Consider the following 20328-nt stretch of genomic DNA (forward strand, 5'->3'; position numbering starts at 1 on the left):
AGGAAAAGCAAAACATAGAATTATAATTTTTATGTCCATATTACCAATTGTAATTGCCCCTGATGAAAGACTAATCACACGTGCCAGTGAAGTAACAGATATAAACGATAAAATTAAAGAATTAGTAAACGACATGTTCGAAACTGTGTACGATGCAGAAGGTCTTGGCCTTGCTGCAGTGCAAGTTGGAGTGCTGAGGAGAGTTTTTGTTATGGACATTCAGCTCGAGAGAGCTGAAGACGAGCCAGTAGGGTATGAATCGACTGGCAAATTTTACATGATTAACCCTGAAATTACGGAATTATCCGATGAACAAGTAATTCTCAAAGAAGGGTGCCTTTCAATTCCAGAGCAAAGCTACGAAATTAAGCGTCCAAAATATTTGACTGTGAAATATAAGGATTTAAATAATGAGGAACAGACGCTAAAAGCTTGCGGCTGGCTCGCAAGGTGTATTCAGCATGAGCTAGATCACTTAAATGGCATATTATATATTAGACATTTATCTAAATTAAAGTATGATATGGCCATGAAAAAAGCACAAAAGGTTAAAAAGCATTATGAGCAATGAAGACCTAGAATTATTAAAATTTTACCATGAAGTGGGCGTTGATTGCACACTAACAGAGGGTGAAGAGGAAAAAAAGTTGGAGAGCAAAGAGGGTGTGCAACCCTCTGTTATCCAAACTGGGACCCAGAAGAAAGATGCAGATACGCGCTGGGGTGACACTAAAGATGGAAAAGACATGTTTCCAAGTGATTGGATAATTGAAGCAAGGAAACTTGCAAGTAAATGTAGTAGTGTGGATGAACTAAGAAGTGCAGTTGAATCATTTGAAGGTTGTGAGATAAAAAAAACTGCAACTAATACTGTTTTTTCCGATGGTAATCCAAACGCAAAAATTATGCTCGTTGGTGAAGCTCCAGGAGCAAATGAGGACCTTCAAGGCATACCATTTTGTGGTGCAAGTGGAATGTTGCTCGATAAAATGTTAAATGCAATCAATCTTGATCGCACTAAGGTATACATAAGCAATACCGTATTTTGGCGCCCACCTGGCAATAGAAAGCCAACCGACCTAGAGCTTGATATGTGCAGACCATTTGTTGAGAAGCATGTTGCACTGGTTTCACCGCAAATTCTAATTTTGGTCGGGGGAATTGCGTGTTATAGCCTTCTTGACAGCACAAAAACTATATCGAATTTGCGTGGTAGATTTCATACGTACACTAACCAATATTTATCTCACTCAATCACTACAGCTGCTATATTTCACCCAGCTTACCTACTGCGTCAGCCAATGCAAAAACGTTTAGCCTGGGAGGATTTAAAGAAGATTAGGGAGTATCTTAATAATACCAATAACTGTACGAATACTTAACACCACTGGTGTCAAGAAGTAGCCCGCAGAAACGAAAAAACTTACTTGACAAGTTTCGTCAGCCCCCTTATCATGAAACTGAAGCTATTTCATTTAACTTCGCAATCTGTGCAGATTAAAACGACAAGAAAACTTGTATTTGTCGTATTATGCTTAATTTTTGTAACCGTTCACGGATTGTGAGAATGAATTAAAGAACTAAGCAGTGACAGCTACTAGATTCTGTAGCTTTTGAAAGGGGTTCTGGCCATTTAGACGTGATGTCAAAAATATCGACAACATTCTTTCCACGAATCTTTCTCCACGTTCTGACCAGGTGAAAAAGCTGTTTTTACGATAAATTACGTACCGTCTAATTTGCCGTTCTGCAAGGTTATTAGTTGTTTCTATCACTTCAGGTTTTCTTAAAAACTTCCACATCATATCCTCAGATCGTAACATCTTAGCGGCCATTCTTGAAGCTTGAGTACTATTTGCAACCCTCGTCATTTTACGTAAAAAATGTTTTACCCTTTTCCGAATTTTTCGCACCAGTCGATAAAATCTCAAATTATCTATCAAATTTTGTTTTTTTGCCTTATCTACTACAAACACCTTATTGCTGAGCGATTTTAGTGCTTGGCCAATTTTGCTCACTTCAACATTTTTACTATGGGCAAATCTCTCAAAATCTCTTGCCAGATGTGCCCAACATATCTGTCTATTTTCACGATTGAAGTAATTGTATACAGCGTATCTATCGCTCACAACTATACCATCATATTCTGGCAGTAAACTCTTCAACACCTTCTTACCACGAGACTCGCTTACCTTCAGAAGTGTCAACGCTTTGTTTGTTATTACCCAACTCCAGCCTCTCTTTCCTTGATTTCTGTGCCCTGTTTCGTCTATATGCAAATACTCGCTTCCTTGCAACTCTTCCTTCATTTTCTCATATTCAGATGCACACTTCTTCGATACCCTGCGTTCAGTATTTGAGACTAAACCAAGGCTTATATTTAGATTAAAAATACTGCCCAAAATTTGCTGTACCTCTCTTTTTGAGTTAATAAAAAAGCCGCTAAGGCTGCTTATAACTGTTTTAGCATTGGGTCCTAGAAAATCTCTTGCAACACCTTCGGGTAAATTTGCTGTAATTCTTTTATTACATACTCTACAATGTCCTCTTTGCAACCTGTACTCAGTTACAATTGGCTTAATTTCTGGCAACTCTGCCTTCTGATGAATAATTTCATCTTCTAAAGTAATCTTACCTCCACACATACAAATTGTATCAATTGTGCATCTCACTACCTCGTCTGCAGCCATTAATTCACGCTTATGCACCTTATGTCCTGGCTGACCTCCTGGTTTTTTATCACTTTTCTTTTTTGCTTTCTTACGATATATATCTCGTGATGGTGGCAGCGATGAATTTTGCGAATTTAAGCCCAATTTGTCTTCTAATTCAACTATTTTTGCTTTCAAGCTATCATTTTCTCTGATCAGTGCTTTTATTTCTTCCTTGAGATTAGCGTTTTCTGCTACAACCTTTTCTTGCAGCACTGTTGTCATTTACCCATTCCATATTTAGCTTCCTATCTCTTTACACTTTTATACTTACTTTGTAAACCACCTTATCTCCGTGAACGGTTACTAATTTTTTGCACGATGACACTCTCGCATATAAACTCACTACTTTCATTTGTTTCTTTCTCTCTATTTTCTTTTTTTCTCTTTATCAATCTCTCTATCAGTTGCCCGTATACATCCGATAAGCGTTTATCTGCTAACTCATCAGGCTCATATCGACAGGTAACAGTTAATGTTCTTTTTCTCATAGTTTCTCCTGTAAATGTTTTCATAGTTCAGGCACTCCTTTTTTCCATAAATCCATTTATCAGCTATTCTTGCGAAAAAGACGCAACTGTTAACCTTCGTTTTGTTTTACTTTTATGCACAATTTTGGAAACACATAGCGCTATCTTTCATCAATTAAGCTCTCTTCCAAATCATCAAGCTCCTCTTTTCCCTCTAATGATCTTCTTTAGCTGAAGGTAATCTTAAAAATCTTGAAAGGCTTCACTTAAATGGTAACAATATTGGTAATGAAGGTGCAAAAGGGTTAGCTGAAGGTAATTTTACAAATCTTACTTTGCTTCACTTAAATGATAACAAAATTAGTGATGAAGGTGCGAAAGCTTTAGCTAATGGTAAGCTTACAAGTTTTACTTCACTTAACTTGGGAAAAAATAATATTAGTGATGAAGGTGTAAAAGAATTATCTAAGCTTACAAATCTTACTTCACTTAATTTATCGAATAACAATATTGGTGATGAAGGTGTAAAAGAATTATCTAAGCTTACAAATCTTACTTCACTTAATTTATCGTTTTCATGTATTTTCCCATGAAATCGTACGTCTCTTGCGCCTTATCTTTATCAAAACAACTGTCTTCTCTTGGTGGAGGAAGTAGATTACTAATAGGAACTGACAATGCCTTTGCTATACGTTTTAACTTTTCAGTTGGAATGCCACATTTTCCTTTTACATACCTTAGTAGCGTATAGTATTCTATACCTGTTTTATTTGCTAAATCTTTTTGGGTATATTTTCGCTTTAATATCCAGCTTCTTACATTCTGCGCTATTTCGTATCTTATGGAGATAGTAGTACGTTTTGCCATGCCGCTAACAGAAATAAACTACACATTATTACACAGGTTAGCATAAATTTACTATGAAAATGTTGACTTCAAGCTCTTTATTATGAAAGATGTGAGAGCTCGATGACGCTCGCGCTTTTGTTAGGCTCTTGCACCAAAAATAAGTGTTTTTAAAGCTCTTTATAGCTCATGAATTCATTTGCCGGGGTTTTTAGGCACTTTATGAGGGGGTTATAAAAAGATGTACAAAACATCTAAGGTGCGTAGTAGCATTCTAAAGCCATCTATGGGAGACATTTTTTTTCATCAACGCATTCAAAACTTAAAAAAATAAACTAAAAATAAAGAAGTTGAATATTTTTTCAGAATTATGTATAATTATTAATGCTTTTTAGGTTAGTTCGTTATGGCTCTTTCGAAGTTTCTCGATCCCAAAAATGATGTCGCCTTTCGCCGTATCTGTAGGGTCGAGAACTGGCGCGCCTACTTTAGGGTTTGGTGGCTGATCCATTGTTTTCACAATAGGCCTCAATCCAAATTCCCATGTTAACGTTTCCAGCTCCCGCCTCGTCAAACGCAGCATGCGGTTTTCCCGCACTACGCTTTCCTAGCAGATTCTTTACCAAAGTTTATCACATATTGTACTGGTGATGCTTTCGGTTTGTAATACCTTATTCTGTAGTCTGAATATAGACCCAGCGTTTTGTATATCCATTCGCTACTCCACTTCTTCCACCCAAACCCTTTCTTTGCTTTCCTGGCTCGCATTAAGTTGCGTCTTACCTTCTTTTCCACCCAATGTTTTACGTAATTGAACTTTCGACCAGAGTTCCCTATCCTAAAGTAGTTTACCCACCCTCTCAATATCGGATTGATGTCATGTATCACTCTTTTTATCGGTTGCGATTTATAGCGCCGAAATATTTCCTTCAACTTGCGTAGCAGGTTTGTTCGTGCTTTCATCTGCGGTGTTTTCCTGACATTCCATTTTCCTTGTCTTGTGATATTCTCTTGAAAATCAAACCCTAGGAAGCTAAATGTTTCTCCTTTCTTTAGGTTGATAACTTTTGTCTTTTCTTCATTTACGCTCACTTCTAGTTTTGCTAATTCTTCTTCCAACCTTCTGTATACTGCTCTTTCTAGCCATTCCCGTTTCGGGTGTTCACTAATCAGTATCACTAAATCGTCTGCCCATCTGGCATATTCCATACGTTGGTACTTTCCTTCTTTGGTCACCTCTTTTGCTTTCTCCAACATTTTATCTACCTCATTTAGGTATATATTGCTTAGTAGTGGCGAAAGTGGTGATCCTTGTGCTATTCCTCGTTTTCCTCCTGTTTTGAGGATTAGCTTAATCATGCGCATGATTTCTTTGTCATTTATTCTTTTGGCAATCTTTTCCATCAGAATATGATGTCGCACATTGTCGAAGTAGGATTTCAGATCTACGTCAATTACTTTTGTATTGCCTTTGATTGCTGCTTCCGTTACTTTTTGTACTGCTTCATGCGCATTACGCTTAGGTCTATACCCGTATGATCCTTTTTGGAAGTCTGATTCGAATATCGGTTCAAGTATTAGCTTCAGTGCTGTTTGCACTATTCTATCCCGGATGCAGGGTATGTTCAACTTTCTGAATTTTCCTCCAGATTTTGGTATTTCCTTCCTCCGGTTCCTATTTGGGCTATAGGTCTTGGTTATTAGTTCGTGTCTTATTTGTTGAAGATACTTTTCTAAGCCTTCTGCCTCTATCGATTCGAATGTCATCCCATCTATTCCTGGTGCCCCATTACTCTTCTTTGTTAGCTTATATGCTTCTTCCAGTGTCTCCATCTTACAGACGTGAACATAGATTCCCCAGAATCGCCATTCCGGTTCTGCTTTCGCTTTGATATATATCTTTCTTCTCAGGTCTTGTAATTTTATTGGCATTTTTATCATTTTTACCTTTACCTTCCTTTTGTTAAAAGATTTCTACTAGCAGGGTGCCTTTGCTCCATGAGCGTTACCTCACTTCTTCACTACTACGCACCCATCTGCCACCCTCTCATCTTCAGTTCACTTCCTGTTTTCCAGTTATAGAACCTACCTCTCCAAGGTATTTCTCCTTGGGATGAGGAGGGCTTCTCCAGTTGCTTTGTATGTCCTCATTGCCATGCCGTTACTAACACCCCGCTGAAGTAGACCTATCGTTTCATTCGTTTTTCGTCTGGTCTATTCTGTCTTCACCAGTACCAAGATGGCTCGACCTTCAGAATATTCCTTTCGAGGCAATCTGTGTATTCGCTTTCGCTACGGCCTGGTAATTCGCCATTATCCTACGATAATGTTGTCGGTAGGCTTCAACATTTTGGTTTCCCTCCATGCTGCTACCCAAGCTACAGGATTCCGACTTTTATCCTGGTAGGTCTATCTCCTACTGAACAATACTTGCCTTCTCTGGACGCACTTGGTCCTTGAACTTTTCCTGGATTTTTCCTTAATTCTTCTGAAATGCTTTTTGTTAGCTCAGTACTGTTTGCAAGTTTCTCTACCAATGTATCATTGTCAGCACTACTTAGTAACGCGTCTGCTAACTCTTGAGCTCTGTTATCAATTAGTTTATTAGCTATTCCTTCGTGAATATTTTCATCATAAAGTCTTCCTATAATCTGTTGCTCTAGCAGTAAATTTCCACCTTTATCACGATATTCAAGTACTTTATTCGCAATGGTTTCATTGTCAATTAATTTTTGTGCAACCCCAGTATGCAGACTTGAACTGCCTGCAAGTTCTTCCATTAACATTTTTCCACTGGAATCAGTGAAGTTAAGTATCATCTCCTTAAACCCAGTGGCTCTAGTAGTGACTAGCTTATCTGCAACTTCTTCAGGATTTGCATCCATGCCACTATGCCCTTGTTCACCCTTTGCGCCTCTTGAACCAGAGAGGCCCTTGAAACCTCTAGGACCTTGTATACCCTGTTCTCCTTTATCTCCCTTGAAACCTTGTGGACCTACTAAACCTTGATCACCTTTATTTCCTTGAGGGACTCTTGGACCTGCATTTCCTTGGTCACCTTTTTCTCCAGGCATTCCTGGCAACCCAGTATCCCCTTTATTACCAGACACACCTGGCGCTCCAGCAACTCCTTGAGGACCTACTGGACCTGAATCTTCTTTATCACCTTTAGGACCTACTCGACCTTGAGCACCTTTTTCTCCTTGCGTGCCATTAAAGCCTTGTAGACCGGTTTCTCCTTTTAGTCCAGCCGTACCCGGCGCTCCGGTTTTACCTTGTTCGCCTTGTGAACCAGGTTCACCTTTCCAACCTCTTGGTCCTTGGGGACCAGCTTTTCCCAGTTCTCCCTTTTTACCCTCTGGACCTATTGGCCCTTGAGGACCACTAATACCTTTCTCTCCCTTTGTTCCACTTAGACCTTGAGCACCTTTTTCTCCTTGCGTGCCATTAAAGCCTCTTGGACCTACTGGACCTCTAAGACCAGGAGGTCCATCTAGTCCTTTAGGACCAGGGGTTCCATCTTTACCAGCTTTACCTTGCGCTCCTTCTTTACCTTGCAAACCAGATTCACCTTTCCAACCTTTCAGCCCTTTAGGACCACTACTACCTTCATTACCTTTCTCTCCCTTTGCTCCACTTGGGCCTTGTGGCCCTATCCCCCTTTGAGCCTTTCAATCCCGGTTCTCCACGATCTCCTTTTGGACTCGTTATACTCAACCCTGGCATTCCCTTTTCTCCCTTTGGACCTTGTGGGCCACCAGTTTCTCCTTTTTCACCTTTTGGTCCTCCAGGCATTCCATCTAGTCCTGGTGAGCCAGGTACACCTGGCTCACCCTTTTGGCTTGGATAGCCGTAACTCAAATAACCTTGATCACCCTTGTCACCTTTCTCTCCAGGCAACCCGTTTAGACCTGGATGACCTTGATCCCCTTTGGGACCTGGATACCCTTGTAGACCTGGCTCACCTTTATGACCAGGAGAACCATTTCTGCCTGGAAAACCTGGAAGACCTGTCTCACCTCTATCTCCCTTCGCTCCACTTGGACCTAGAGGACCTTGCTCACCTTTTCGACCTGGATAACCTGGCTCACCTTTATGACCAGGAGAACCATTTCTGCCTGGAAAACCTGGAAGACCTGTCTCACCTCTATCTCCCTTCGCTCCACTTGGACGACCTAGAGGACCTTGCTCACCTTTTCGACCTGGATAACCTTTCTCACCTCTTAGACCTTTAGAACCTGGATAACCTGGCTCACCTTTAGGACCTACTGGACCTGGAGAACCAACTTCTCCTCTTAATCCTTGATCGCCCTTTTCACCCTTTATACTTTTTTTTAAGTTTTTATTATTTGCAATTTCCTTCGGCAGGTCTTGAGTAACATAGTTATTAAGTGTTTTACCTTTTAATTCAGTTATAGGTGTATTAAACAGCGCTTTTCCGAATCTTTCTAGTTCACTTGATAATAAAATAGCTGCCACATCCTCGGGCTTTGCATCCATTCCAGGATTACCTCTTTCACCTTTAATGCCTGGAAGACCTGGAACACCTTTCTCACCCTTTGGACCTGGCCCACCATAACCTGGTTCACTCGTTGGGCCTGGAAGACCTGGAACACCTTTCTCACCCTTTGGACCTGGCCAACCATAACCTGGCTCACCTTTAGGACCTGGAAAACCTGGAAAACCGTCAATACCTCTCTCACCTTTTTGACCTGGAAAACCTGGAAGTCTAGGCATTCCTTCTACTTGTTCTCTATGTCTTAATTGCTTAATTTGCTCTTTTAAAGATTGAACTTCTGCTTTTAAGTCTTCAAATTCTCTAGTATTCACCACATCAACCTCCAAAAAGTTACCAAAATTTTCTAAGTTATAATAATAAGGATATAAAGCTAAGTTATGATCGTATTTATACCCAAAAGAATTAGGGTTTAACGAATAGAAGTTTTTGCATTCGCCATTTTCATCCGATATGCAACCAACATAATTGCTGCCTAACTTTTCTGTTGCGAAATAGCTATTTTTCACATTCAATCTCTTTATTTTATGAAAAGGAAATAATTTGAAATCATCACTTCTCCGATCGAATATTGGAACAACATTATTCAACATACCAACCTTACTACCAGTGGAATTATATACCTCAACACTCCTGTAAGATTGGTATAATTGATTTTCCGATCCCTTAAAAAAATTGTCTCCAATTCGTATATCAAGTCTATTGCCAATAAGACTCATATTTTTACTACTTATTACATCTTGTGGATCTATTAAAACCCTACTACTTCCAAGCGATTTAAACGCTATAGAACATGTGTCATAATCATACACACGAACGTGTGTACCATTTGTGCTGGACTGAGGTATATGATCAATAGTATCTATACAAGTATCATTGCCATTGTAGTAATAATAGTAAGGTTCATCTGAATCAGTAACTAAAGCTAACTTGTTGTCATCTCCTACTTTTTCTAGCTTTAATTGTAGCCCTTGAGATAAACTGGTTAGTACCTTCACTGTGTTACACCTAACATCAAACACTTTAAAATTCTGATAAGTAGGCTCATCGATAATAACGTAAGATGTAGTAGGTAGACTAAGTGTTGTTTCGTTATTTACTCTTACTTTAGTAGTTATCACATAACGAGGTGCGTTACTACAGTCTTTACCTGGGGCATCTTCCTTTTCTAGTTTAAAACGCATTTTCCCTTCCTTTGTGGTCTATGTTTTAGACACAGTTAATTTACAAACACTAATTATTGATTAATAATGGTGATATGTAAATATAGTTATAAAATAATTGTTACACTTGAATTCCTTCCTGGTTTCTGTTGTCATCATAACATTAAAAACACTTTAAGAAAGCTGCTTAGTTAAATTAACTTGGACAAGTAAATAGCAGTTTTGCAGCCTGTTTTTATGAATGAAGATAAAATGTTGTAGCCAAATGCGCTTTCAGCATTGTGCTGAATTGCAATATCTCTGTGTTCTAGCTCCTCATCGCGGAATTTACTTATAGTTTCTCTTAATTCCCCATCTTCTAAATGTGAAACTTGCTCTTTGTAGTGCTCCCCTATAACTTCTTCAACTGCAGCAGTGCAAGCCATAGCAGCTTTTTTGCCCATAATGGCAGTTGCAACGCCAAGTGACACTCCTAAAACACGCCAAACTGGCAACAAAACAGTAGGACGAACTTTTTGCTCTTTGATTTTCTCATTAAAATAGTGAAAATGCTTTTTTTCCTGCTCTTCCATTTCAATTATTTCATTGATTATAGAAGATTTTTTAAGAATAAATTTTTGACCAGAATAAATGCAAATAGCTCCATATTCCCCAGCATGATTTACTCTAATTGCCTGTTGCAAGAACTGATTGTTGCTGTACCTTAAATTATTTAGATTTCTTTCTTTCTCCACAATACACCTTACCTGATACGAACAGAGCTGCTATGAGATAAATTAAATTCCATGTTGCTAAGGAAACACCTAGAACGTAATGAGGTCTGTCACAAGATGGAGAGTAATTAGGATTTAGTAGATTATTTCTGAGCTCTTCTATACTAACGTTACCACTTGCTTGCTCTGTACAACCTAAAACATCATGAAATAAGTGGAGTTCAAGACCTACATGATAAAAAGATATTACTGCACCTATGAGGTAGCTGCAAAACATTGCATAGATTAGAATTTTGTTGTCTTTAAGCATGCATACTACTGCAAGTAAACCTGCAACATAGTAAACTACCCGCTCGTATGTACATAACTTGCATGGCAGCATGTTGAAAAAATATTCTAGCACATATGCAAAAATTAGAGCAAAAGCACTTGATAGCAGAAAGATTGTAGGAATTCTGGAGTTATTACACACGACTTTAAGTAAATTATTATAAAGACCCCTGAAAGTATAAAGCAGAGTATTCATTTTGCATAGGGATTTTTATTTTTTTTCAAAAGTAATCTGACTGGCACACCTTCAGCAAAGAAATTTTTTCTAAGGTCATTAATTAAATAGCGTTTGTAACTTTCATCAACACTTTCAGGTATGTTACATATCAAAGAAAAAGCTGGAGGTTTAGTACCAATTTGAGCGATATACTTCATTTTAACTGCTTTACCTTTTACAAGCGGGTGAGAGTGCCTATCTAAAGCATCAATTAGCCACTTATTCAGTTTTGCAGTGCTGACTTTCTTGTTCAAAGATTCACTCACTTCAAGACACTTATCTATCACATCGCCGCAGCGCATGCCTTTCAATGCAGAAATTGTTACAGTTGGCACTTCCAAGAATAACCGAGTCACTTCCTGTTGTTTGACAAATTTTATTAACTTACTTCTGTCATCCTTACCTATTAAATCCCACTTATTTAAAACAACAATAATCCCTTTCCCTCCCTTAATTGCAGCTTCACCAATTGATAAATCCTGCTGCTCAATACCAACTAGGGAGTCTAGCATTAAAACTACCACATGAGAGCGCTTGATTGATTCTAAGCTTTTTTCAACAAATCTTGATTCTAAGTCATCTATAACATTCGCCTTTCTGCGGATTCCTGCAGTATCAATGAGAGTAATTAGCTCCCCATTATGATCATATACAATATCTACAGAATCACGTGTGGTGCCTGGCTCTGAATTCACTATTACTCTGTTTTCTGTAAGTAGGCTGTTTAAAAAAGTTGATTTTCCGACATTTGGGCGACCGATGATTGCAATTCTAAGTTTACTGGACTCACTGCCCAATAGATCAGTGTTTTCGTTCAAATTTTCAATAACATCAGCTAATGCATCATAAAGATCAACCATGCCAAGATTATGTTCGGCAGAGATATACACCGGGCCAAGAAAATCAAAAAACTGCAAATAATCAACATTTTCAGACTTATGACTCTCGCATTTATTTGCTATCAGTATCACAGGTTTATTTATTTTTCTCTTCAGCCACTTTGCAAATTCTTTGTTTTGCTCATTTTGCACTTTTGCGTCAACAAGAAAGAAAATTATATCTGCACTCAATAAAGAAAACTCTATTTGCTCAATAACTTGTAGTGAAAAATTAGTTTGGTCGTTCCATCCTCCTGTATCTATAACTTTAAACTCTAAATCGCTAATTCTGCCTATTCCTTCTCTTCTATCTCGTGTAACCCCTGGAATATTGCTGACCACCGCTGCTTTTCTTCCCACCAATCTATTAAAAAGAGTTGATTTACCAGCATTTGGTAGGCCTACTATAGCGATTTTTAGCATAATTTAAGAGCACCTTCTATACACAGTAAATTATAACCGAAATCTTGCAATTTAACTATTGACTTTGTAGGTTATATCAATATTCTCAAGTCAAGATATTTTATCTTAACTTTATTATGTGAAATGGAGGAGTTATGTTAGGGCTAGAGCAAATAGAAAGTGTAGGTAATGGAAAATTAGAACAACAAGGGTCACAAAAGCATTCATATAAAATAAGTAACCGTTCACGGATTGTGAGAATGAATTAAAGAACTAAGCAGTGACAGCTACTAGATTCTGTAGCTTTTGAAAGGGGTTCTGGCCATTTAGACGTGATGTCAAAAATATCGACAACATTCTTTCCACGAATCTTTCTCCATGTTCTGACCAGGTGAAAAAGCTGTTTTTACGATAAATTACGTACCGTCTAATTTGCCGTTCTGCAAGGTTATTAGTTGTTTCTATCACTTCAGGTTTTCTTAAAAACTTCCACATCATATCCTCAGATCGTAACATCTTAGCGGCCATTCTTGAAGCTTGAGTGCTATTTGCAACCCTCGTCATTTTACGTAAAAAATGTTTTACCCTTTTCCGAATTTTTCGCACCAGTCGATAAAATCTCAAATTATCTATCAAATTTTGTTTTTTTGCCTTATCTACTACAAACACCTTATTGCTGAGCGATTTTAGTGCTTGGCCAATTTTGCTCACTTCAACATTTTTACTATGGGCAAATCTCTCAAAATCTCTTGCCAGATGTGCCCAACATATCTGTCTATTTTCACGATTGAAGTAATTGTATACAGCGTATCTATCGCTCACAAATATACCATCATATTCTGGCAGTAAACTCTTCAACACCTTCTTACCACGAGACTCGCTTACCTTCAGAAGTGTCAACGCTTTGTTTGTTATTACCCAACTCCAGCCTCTCTTTCCTTGATTTCTGTGCCCTGTTTCGTCTATATGCAAATACTCGCTTCCTTGCAACTCTTCCTTCATTTTCTCATATTCAGATGCACACTTCTTCGATACCCTGCGTTCAGTATTTGAGACTAAACCAAGGCTTATATTTAGATTAAAAATACTGCCCAAAATTTGCTGTACCTCTCTTTTTGAGTTAATAAAAAAGCCGCTAAGGCTGCTTATAACTGTTTTAGCATTGGGTCCTAGAAAATCTCTTGCAACACCTTCGGGTAAATTTGCTGTAATTCTTTTATTACATACTCTACAATGTCCTCTTTGCAACCTGTACTCAGTTACAATTGGCTTAATTTCTGGCAACTCTGCCTTCTGATGAATAATTTCATCTTCTAAAGTAATCTTACCTCCACACATACAAATTGTATCAATTGTGCATCTCACTACCTCGTCTGCAGCCATTAATTCACGCTTATGCACCTTATGTCCTGGCTGACCTCCTGGTTTTTTATCACTTTTCTTTTTTGCTTTCTTACGATATATATCTCGTGATGGTGGCAGCGATGAATTTTGCGAATTTAAGCCCAATTTGTCTTCTAATTCAACTATTTTTGCTTTCAAGCTATCATTTTCTCTGATCAGTGCTTTTATTTCTTCCTTGAGATTAGCGTTTTCTGCTACAACCTTTTCTTGCAGCACTGTTGTCATTTACCCATTCCATATTTAGCTTCCTATCTCTTTACACTTTTATACTTACTTTGTAAACCACCTTATCTCCGTGAACGGTTACCTTTAAAATACGTCAGAGATAAAGGTAAGCTTCTTTATCATTGTGATGAAAGAGTATGTGACCGCCACTAACTTCCTTCGTATCTGTTCAGATGCATGGCTAATGTACAAATACTGAAACAAAAATTCCAGTGTTCCCTTTCTTGTCATCCCAGTGCCCAGACACTGGGATCCAGCTTTTGATCGAAAATGTTGTATAGTGTGCCTGTTTACAGTCAATTTTTCTCGATCCCAGTGTCTGGGCACTGGGATGACACCATTTATTGTAAGCTCACATTTACTCTATGACTATCTTTTTAGAGCACTTTGTCTACCTATTTTGCCACTCTGCTGAACGGATACCTTCCTTCAGCTTTCCAATAACGAATGTAGCTAGGGATATAATTGTTCCACTTTCCAATTGCTTCCCTCAACAAGAGTATATCTAAACCTAGTGTGTCTCCTATATTCACCTTCTTGCCAAAATTCAATTACTTTTGGGATTACGCAAAATCCCACCCAAAAGTCAGGACGAGAAACTTGTGTATTGTAAAATTCTTTCTCCTTCAATTTTATAGCTTGCTCAAAATCTTGCCAATCTTTCAGAATGCTCGATTGTTTTGAGCACCATGCGCTAATTTGACTATCGCGCGCTCGAGAAGAGAAGTATTTGTCAGTTCTTTCATCGTTTAGAAGTTTAACATCTCCTTCAATTCGCACTTGCCTAGCAAATTCTATCCAGTGAAACACTAATGCAGCTTTAGGGTTCTCGGTCAATTCTTTTCCTTTTCTACTATTTATGTTAGTGAAGAACACAAAACCTTCTTTGCTGTATTCCTTTAGTAATACTACTCTTGCAGATGGAATGCAGTCTTTGCTACAAGTTGCTAGCGTCATTGCAGTTGGTTGTTTACACGGAGAATTAAGTACTTCTTCATACCACTTTGAAAACAAGTTAATCGGATCTTTTTCAGGTAAAAATGTCATATTCAAAAATAAAATCTTAATTCTGACATACGTTGCAGAAATAAGTGCTACGGCCATTTTGTCGTATAAGTGTTATGATATTGTTGCAGATTTTGCAAGGTTTTTGAACTTTACCATATACGTAAAAGTTATTTTGAAAGTATCCAGCAGATCCAGATGGCTGTGCATAATCTTTCAGTGTTGAACCGCCTGCAGCAATTGCATCACTCAGAGTATTTTTTATTTCAGCAGCAAGTTTTTCGCACTCTCTATAGGTCAAGTCTTTTGCTGACCTGAGTGGTGATATGCGGGCTCTAAACAAACTTTCAGAAGCATATATATTGCCTACGCCAACTATTAATTTATTGTCCATTAATGCTGATTTGATATTCACTTTTTTGTTTTTCAGCAACTCCTGTAAATAGTCTCCACTGAATTCATCCGTAAGGGGCTCTATTCCAAAACCATCAAAAAAATTTATTTCTTGTTCTTTGCTTAAAATAATAACTAATCCAAATCTTCTTGGATCATTAAAGATTATTGAAGTATTATCGGAAAATAAAAATACCACGTGATCGTGCTTATTCCGCACTTGATCATGGTCAGCATATATAAGCTTTCCGCTCATGCCAAGATGTATGATTACAGCCATACTACCATCTGTATTCCAGATCGTATACTTACCTCTACGCTTGATGTTGCGTATGACTTTGCCCTTTAGCATATCATCAATATTTTTTGTTATTGGGGCACGTAAATTCCAATTATTAACTATAACATTGCTAATTTGCTTGTTTTTAATTTTATCAAGCAAAAAGTTAGAGATTACTTCTACTTCTGGTAGTTCTGGCATGATACCTCCTTCAAAACTTAAGTTTCTGATGGTAATTTTGTCGTTAAAGCTTCCTCAAATACGTTTGGGTATTCTGCGGCGCTTCTTCCTAAAAATTCCTCACCACAAACAAATTTTGAAAGGGGTCTGCTTTGTCTACTCTGTTGCTGCTTTTTTCTTTTCAAAATATTTTGCTTTAAAGCTTTCGCTAATCTTTTTTTCTCCTCTTCTTTTTCCTTATTCCTTTTTGTATTATTCATTATCATAATATATAAACTTGCCGTTGTAGCTCAGGTGGTAGAGTACGTCATTGGTAATGACGAGGTCCCAAGTTCGAGTCTTGGTAACGGCACACTGATTACACTTATAATATTGCATAACTTGCAAGCAAGGCCTAAAAGAAAGTTACAGAGGCAGGTTATCATGCTTTTTCCATATCCTTTCTACTTTCTTGTTTTTGAGTAGCTCTAATGCTTTACAAAAGTAATGCCTTGTTTTACTTGGCACTATAATGTCATCAATGTATCCATATGATGCAGCAAAAAATGGATTAGCAAATTTCTCTTTATATTCTTTGATTAACGTTTGCTGGTCTTTTTCATGCCTAAATATAATTTCAACTGCACTTTCAGGGCCCATTACAGCTATTTCAGCAGTTAGCCAAGCATAATTTATGTCACCTTTTAAATGTTTCGAGTTCATAACGATATATGCACCACCATACGCTTTTCTAGTGATAAGGCTAATTTTCGGCACAGTCGCTTCAGCGTAAGCGTAAAGCAACTTTGCTCCGTGTTGTATTATATTATTGTATTCTTGATTTGTACCAGGTAAAAACCCCGGAACATCAATAAGTGTGATGATCGGAATGTTAAATGCGTCACAAAACCTTACAAACCTCGCAGCTTTTCTTGAAGAATCAATATCCAAACATCCTGCAAGGTGCATGGGTTGATTTGCAACAATACCAACAGTATTTCCTCCAATTCTACTAAAGCCAATTATGATATTACGAGCAAAATCAGGTTTTAGTTCAAAGAATTTCCTTTCATCACAAACTTTTTCAATGAGTTCATACATATCATAAGGAGTGTTAGGATTGGTAGGAATCAGAGTATTTAAAGATTCATCAATATCATTAACTGAATCACAGGTTGGTACAGATTTCGGTGGTTCTTGATTATTTGCTGGTAAAAAGGTAAGGAATTCACGCATTTTTAGCAGCATTTCAACATCATTATTGAATGCAAAATCTGCCACTCCTGTTTTGCTTGTATGAATTTTTGCTCCACCGAGGTCTTCGAAGCTTACATCTTCATAGGTAACCTTTTTTACTACATCTGGTCCGGTTATAAACATGTATGAACTATTCTTTACCATGAAAGTAAAGTCAGTTAATGCTGGAGAATAAACAGCCCCTCCTGCACATGGACCCATAATTAAAGAGATTTGTGGTATAACGCCCGATGCATTTACGTTTCTTTGGAAAATTTCTCCATAACCAGCAAGGGAATTTACTCCTTCTTGAATTCTGGCTCCACCAGAATCATTTAGTCCGATAATTGGAACCCTGGCATTAATTGCCATATCCATAATTTTGCATATTTTTTTTGCATGTGATGCACCAAGTGATCCACCAAAGACAGTAAAGTCCTGAGAGTAAACAAAAACTTTCTTGCCGAAGATAGTACCATGACCAATCACTACTCCATCACCTAAAAAATTAGCATTTTGCATGCCAAAATCAGTTGCGTGATGCTTCACGAATTTATCGTATTCTTCGAACGAATTTTCATCGAGTAATACACTGAGCCTTTCTCTAGCAGTTAATTTCCCTTTTTCGTGTTGTTTATTGATTCTGTTAGAACCGCCTCCTTTTTCAGCTTCTAGTGCTTTGGTTTTTAGATTTTCTAGTATTTCAAAGTCTTGCATACAATAAAGTAGTTTTCAAATTAGTTGTAGACTTTATTAAGTTTACAAACCCTATTAACTATACACATACACTATTGCTATATGCAACAGTGTATGTATGATAATTGTTAATGCGCTGGTAATTCCTGGCCACTACTTTGAGAATGTTGTGGTTGACTAACGTTTTCTAGAACAGAAGAAGGTAAACTAACTTTACTGCTTTTCGTTTGTGCAAAACTTTTAGCAGCTTCAACAACCTTGCTTATACGAGGTTCTTTTTCTAGCTCTTTTAGGTACTTTGAGAAGATTTCACAACTTTTATCATCCATCTGTACTGTTATTGCACCAAAACTCTCAGCTTTTTCAGAAGATAAAATCATTTCAATCATTTCACCATTATCTACTTTAAAAGTCATCTTTACTTTGCCTTTCATATCATGATATTGCCCATTTCGTGTCCGAATTATATTATCTCCTTCTCCCATTAGCAATGCACCATATTCTAAATCCTTAAATTCCGGAGAATTCATAAACTTTGCAGGAGTGATCACACTTTCTTCTGGACATTTTACACAATAAGATTCATTGTCTCTCTCTACTATGATTCCTTCTTTTTCGTCATTTTCAATACTGCTACACACAGCTTGCCCTAGGCTCAATAAGTAGCTGTTACGCTCTTCTTCTAGAGTTGAATCTACTGGTATACCGTCACAATATGAATCCAAAATTTCTTTTTTAACATATGTACCCGTTAAAATTAAATTGGATACTTTTAAGCAAAGAGAATCCAACTTTTCTTTTTCACTATTTTCAAGGCTTAGTGCGTCCAGAGAAGGCAAGTATTGTTCAGTAGGAGATAGACCTACCAGGATAAAAGTCGGAATCCTGTAGCTTGGGTAGCAGCATGGAGGGAAACCAAAATGTTGAAGCCTACCGACAACATTATCGTAGGATAATGGCGAATTACCAGGCCGTAGCGAAAGCGAATACACAGATTGCCTCGAAAGGAATATTCTGAAGGTCGAGCCATCTTGGTACTGGCGAAGACAGAATAGACCAGACGAAAAACGAATGAAACGATAGGTCTACTTCAGCGGGGTGTTAGTAACGGCATGGCAATGAGGACATACAAAGCAACTGGAGAAGCCCTCCTCATCCCAAGGAGAAATACCTTGGAGAGGTAGGTTCTATAACTGGAAAACAGGAAGTGAACTGAAGATGAGAGGGTGGCAGATGGGTGCGTAGTAGTGAAGAAGTGAGGTAACGCTCATGGAGCAAAGGCACCCTGCTAGTAGAAATCTTTTAACAAAAGGAAGGTAAAGGTAAAAATGATAAAAATGCCAATAAAATTACAAGACCTGAGAAGAAAGATATATATCAAAGCGAAAGCAGAACCGGAATGGCGATTCTGGGGAATCTATGTTCACGTCTGTAAGATGGAGACACTGGAAGAAGCATATAAGCTAACAAAGAAGAGTAATGGGGCACCAGGAATAGATGGGATGACATTCGAATCGATAGAGGCAGAAGGCTTAGAAAAGTATCTTCAACAAATAAGACACGAACTAATAACCAAGACCTATAGCCCAAATAGGAACCGGAGGAAGGAAATACCAAAATCTGGAGGAAAATTCAGAAAGTTGAACATACCCTGCATCCGGGATAGAATAGTGCAAACAGCACTGAAGCTAATACTTGAACCGATATTCGAATCAGACTTCCAAAAAGGATCATACGGGTATAGACCTAAGCGTAATGCGCATGAAGCAGTACAAAAAGTAACGGAAGCAGCAATCAAAGGCAATACAAAAGTAATTGACGTAGATCTGAAATCCTACTTCGACAATGTGCGACATCATATTCTGATGGAAAAGATTGCCAAAAGAATAAATGACAAAGAAATCATGCGCATGATTAAGCTAATCCTCAAAACAGGAGGAAAACGAGGAATAGCACAAGGATCACCACTTTCGCCACTACTAAGCAATATATACCTAAATGAGGTAGATAAAATGTTGGAGAAAGCAAAAGAGGTGACCAAAGAAGGAAAGTACCAACGTATGGAATATGCCAGATGGGCAGACGATTTAGTGATACTGATTAGTGAACACCCGAAACGGGAATGGCTAGAAAGAGCAGTATACAGAAGGTTGGAAGAAGAATTAGCAAAACTAGAAGTGAGCGTAAATGAAGAAAAGACAAAAGTCATCAACCTAAAGAAAGGAGAAACATTTAGCTTCCTAGGGTTTGATTTTCAAGAGAATATCACAAGACAAGGAAAATGGAATGTCAGGAAAACACCGCAGATGAAAGCACGAACAAACCTGCTACGCAAGTTGAAGGAAATATTTCGGCGCTATAAATCGCAACCGATAAAAAGAGTGATACATGACATCAATCCGATATTGAGAGGGTGGGTAAACTACTTTAGGATAGGGAACTCTGGTCGAAAGTTCAATTACGTAAAACATTGGGTGGAAAAGAAGGTAAGACGCAACTTAATGCGAGCCAGGAAAGCAAAGAAAGGGTTTGGGTGGAAGAAGTGGAGTAGCGAATGGATATACAAAACGCTGGGTCTATATTCAGACTACAGAATAAGGTATTACAAACCGAAAGCATCACCAGTACAATATGTGATAAACTTTGGTAAAGAATCTGCTAGGAAAGCGTAGTGCGGGAAAACC

Annotated in this window: 20 protein-coding genes, 1 tRNA gene and 1 pseudogene; 7 read left to right on the forward strand and 15 right to left on the reverse strand. The window is 38.0% G+C overall.

Annotated features, from left to right (window positions below; translation table 11 throughout):
* Nucleotides 1-31: 31 nt before the first annotated feature.
* Nucleotides 32-571 carry a peptide deformylase gene (def, locus tag WKH12_RS05250; RefSeq protein WP_434732179.1) on the forward strand — a complete coding sequence of 180 codons (540 nt, stop codon included), beginning with the start codon at nt 32-34 and terminating at the stop codon, nt 569-571.
* Nucleotides 561-1382 (forward strand): uracil-DNA glycosylase, encoded by an 822-nt coding sequence (locus WKH12_RS05255; protein ID WP_253309680.1) that lies wholly within the window; start codon nt 561-563, stop codon nt 1380-1382. The genes def and WKH12_RS05255 overlap by 11 nt, the downstream gene beginning before the upstream one ends.
* A 198-nt stretch (nt 1383-1580) precedes the next feature.
* Here the strand turns inward: WKH12_RS05255 and tnpC (WKH12_RS05260) are convergent, their stop codons facing one another.
* Both tnpC (WKH12_RS05260) and WKH12_RS05265 read right to left on the reverse strand, forming a co-directional pair.
* Nucleotides 1581-2936, reverse strand: a complete 1356-nt coding sequence (gene tnpC / locus WKH12_RS05260) for an IS66 family transposase (protein WP_253309750.1) — start codon at nt 2934-2936, stop codon at nt 1581-1583.
* Nucleotides 2937-2998: 62 nt separating this feature from the next.
* A complete protein-coding gene (locus tag WKH12_RS05265) occupies nt 2999-3226 on the reverse strand; it encodes a hypothetical protein (protein WP_434732180.1) in 228 nt (75 codons plus the stop codon).
* 206 nt (nt 3227-3432) lie between these two features.
* Here WKH12_RS05265 and WKH12_RS05270 point away from each other — a divergent pair.
* Together WKH12_RS05270 and WKH12_RS05275 are read left to right on the forward strand one after the other, a co-directional pair.
* A pseudogene (locus tag WKH12_RS05270) lies at nt 3433-3486 on the forward strand (hypothetical protein); the annotation flags it as partial.
* Nucleotides 3463-3774 carry a leucine-rich repeat domain-containing protein gene (locus tag WKH12_RS05275; RefSeq protein WP_434732659.1) on the forward strand — a complete coding sequence of 104 codons (312 nt, stop codon included), beginning with the start codon at nt 3463-3465 and terminating at the stop codon, nt 3772-3774. The pseudogene WKH12_RS05270 and the gene WKH12_RS05275, both read left to right, overlap by 24 nt.
* Here the strand turns inward: WKH12_RS05275 and WKH12_RS05280 are convergent.
* Nucleotides 3743-4048: a helix-turn-helix domain-containing protein gene (locus WKH12_RS05280; protein ID WP_434732181.1), complete on the reverse strand. Its 306-nt coding sequence runs from the start codon at nt 4046-4048 to the stop codon at nt 3743-3745. The genes WKH12_RS05275 and WKH12_RS05280 overlap by 32 nt on opposite strands.
* A gap of 576 nt (nt 4049-4624) precedes the next feature.
* The gene (ltrA, locus tag WKH12_RS05285; protein WP_434732173.1) at nt 4625-5968 is read right to left on the reverse strand and encodes a group II intron reverse transcriptase/maturase; all 1344 of its coding nucleotides are present in this window, start codon (nt 5966-5968) and stop codon (nt 4625-4627) included.
* 336 nt (nt 5969-6304) lie between these two features.
* On the opposite strand from ltrA (WKH12_RS05285), the gene WKH12_RS05290 reads away from it, so the two are divergent.
* Nucleotides 6305-6487, forward strand: a complete 183-nt coding sequence (locus tag WKH12_RS05290) for a hypothetical protein (protein WP_434732182.1) — start codon at nt 6305-6307, stop codon at nt 6485-6487.
* Here WKH12_RS05290 and WKH12_RS05295 read toward each other — a convergent pair.
* The 9 genes from WKH12_RS05295 to WKH12_RS05335 form a co-directional block, all read right to left on the reverse strand.
* On the reverse strand, nt 6406-7587 hold the full coding sequence (locus WKH12_RS05295; RefSeq protein WP_434732183.1) for a collagen-like domain-containing protein: 1182 nt from the start codon (nt 7585-7587) through the stop codon (nt 6406-6408). The two genes, WKH12_RS05290 and WKH12_RS05295, sit on opposite strands and share 82 nt — an antisense overlap.
* A 52-nt stretch (nt 7588-7639) precedes the next feature.
* Nucleotides 7640-9727, reverse strand: a complete 2088-nt coding sequence (locus tag WKH12_RS05300; RefSeq protein WP_434732184.1) for a hypothetical protein — start codon at nt 9725-9727, stop codon at nt 7640-7642.
* A 170-nt stretch (nt 9728-9897) separates the two neighbouring features.
* Nucleotides 9898-10440, reverse strand: a complete 543-nt coding sequence (locus tag WKH12_RS05305; protein WP_253302799.1) for a demethoxyubiquinone hydroxylase family protein — start codon at nt 10438-10440, stop codon at nt 9898-9900.
* A complete protein-coding gene (locus tag WKH12_RS05310; protein WP_353275574.1) occupies nt 10415-10945 on the reverse strand; it encodes a disulfide bond formation protein B in 531 nt (176 codons plus the stop codon). The genes WKH12_RS05305 and WKH12_RS05310 overlap by 26 nt, the downstream gene beginning before the upstream one ends.
* A complete protein-coding gene (der, locus tag WKH12_RS05315) occupies nt 10942-12267 on the reverse strand; it encodes a ribosome biogenesis GTPase Der (RefSeq protein ID WP_434732185.1) in 1326 nt (441 codons plus the stop codon). The genes WKH12_RS05310 and der overlap by 4 nt, the downstream gene beginning before the upstream one ends.
* Nucleotides 12268-12519: 252 nt before the next feature.
* The gene (gene tnpC / locus WKH12_RS05320) at nt 12520-13875 is read right to left on the reverse strand and encodes an IS66 family transposase (RefSeq protein WP_434732186.1); all 1356 of its coding nucleotides are present in this window, start codon (nt 13873-13875) and stop codon (nt 12520-12522) included.
* A gap of 453 nt (nt 13876-14328) precedes the next feature.
* A complete protein-coding gene (gene pdxH / locus WKH12_RS05325; protein WP_434732660.1) occupies nt 14329-14922 on the reverse strand; it encodes a pyridoxamine 5'-phosphate oxidase in 594 nt (197 codons plus the stop codon).
* Between the two features lie 16 nt (nt 14923-14938).
* Nucleotides 14939-15754, reverse strand: a complete 816-nt coding sequence (gene mutM, locus WKH12_RS05330; RefSeq protein ID WP_253309550.1) for a bifunctional DNA-formamidopyrimidine glycosylase/DNA-(apurinic or apyrimidinic site) lyase — start codon at nt 15752-15754, stop codon at nt 14939-14941.
* A gap of 17 nt (nt 15755-15771) precedes the next feature.
* Entirely contained in the window at nt 15772-15993 is a 222-nt protein-coding gene (locus WKH12_RS05335) for a hypothetical protein (RefSeq protein ID WP_264735403.1), read from the reverse strand.
* 19 nt (nt 15994-16012) lie between these two features.
* On the opposite strand from WKH12_RS05335, the gene WKH12_RS05340 reads away from it, so the two are divergent.
* Nucleotides 16013-16085, forward strand: a tRNA-Thr gene (locus WKH12_RS05340).
* A gap of 53 nt (nt 16086-16138) precedes the next feature.
* Here the strand turns inward: WKH12_RS05340 and WKH12_RS05345 are convergent.
* Nucleotides 16139-17665, reverse strand: coding sequence for an acyl-CoA carboxylase subunit beta (locus WKH12_RS05345; protein WP_434732187.1), 1527 nt, complete (start codon nt 17663-17665; stop codon nt 16139-16141).
* Between the two features lie 107 nt (nt 17666-17772).
* Nucleotides 17773-18636 carry a hypothetical protein gene (locus WKH12_RS05350; RefSeq protein ID WP_434732188.1) on the reverse strand — a complete coding sequence of 288 codons (864 nt, stop codon included), beginning with the start codon at nt 18634-18636 and terminating at the stop codon, nt 17773-17775.
* A 336-nt stretch (nt 18637-18972) separates the two neighbouring features.
* Between WKH12_RS05350 and ltrA (WKH12_RS05355) the strand changes: the two genes are divergently transcribed.
* The gene (gene ltrA, locus WKH12_RS05355; protein ID WP_434732173.1) at nt 18973-20316 is read left to right on the forward strand and encodes a group II intron reverse transcriptase/maturase; all 1344 of its coding nucleotides are present in this window, start codon (nt 18973-18975) and stop codon (nt 20314-20316) included.
* Nucleotides 20317-20328 lie beyond the last annotated feature (12 nt).

The sequence above is a fragment of the Wolbachia endosymbiont of Zygogramma bicolorata genome (genome assembly GCF_051130665.1).
GTDB lineage: Bacteria > Pseudomonadota > Alphaproteobacteria > Rickettsiales > Anaplasmataceae > Wolbachia.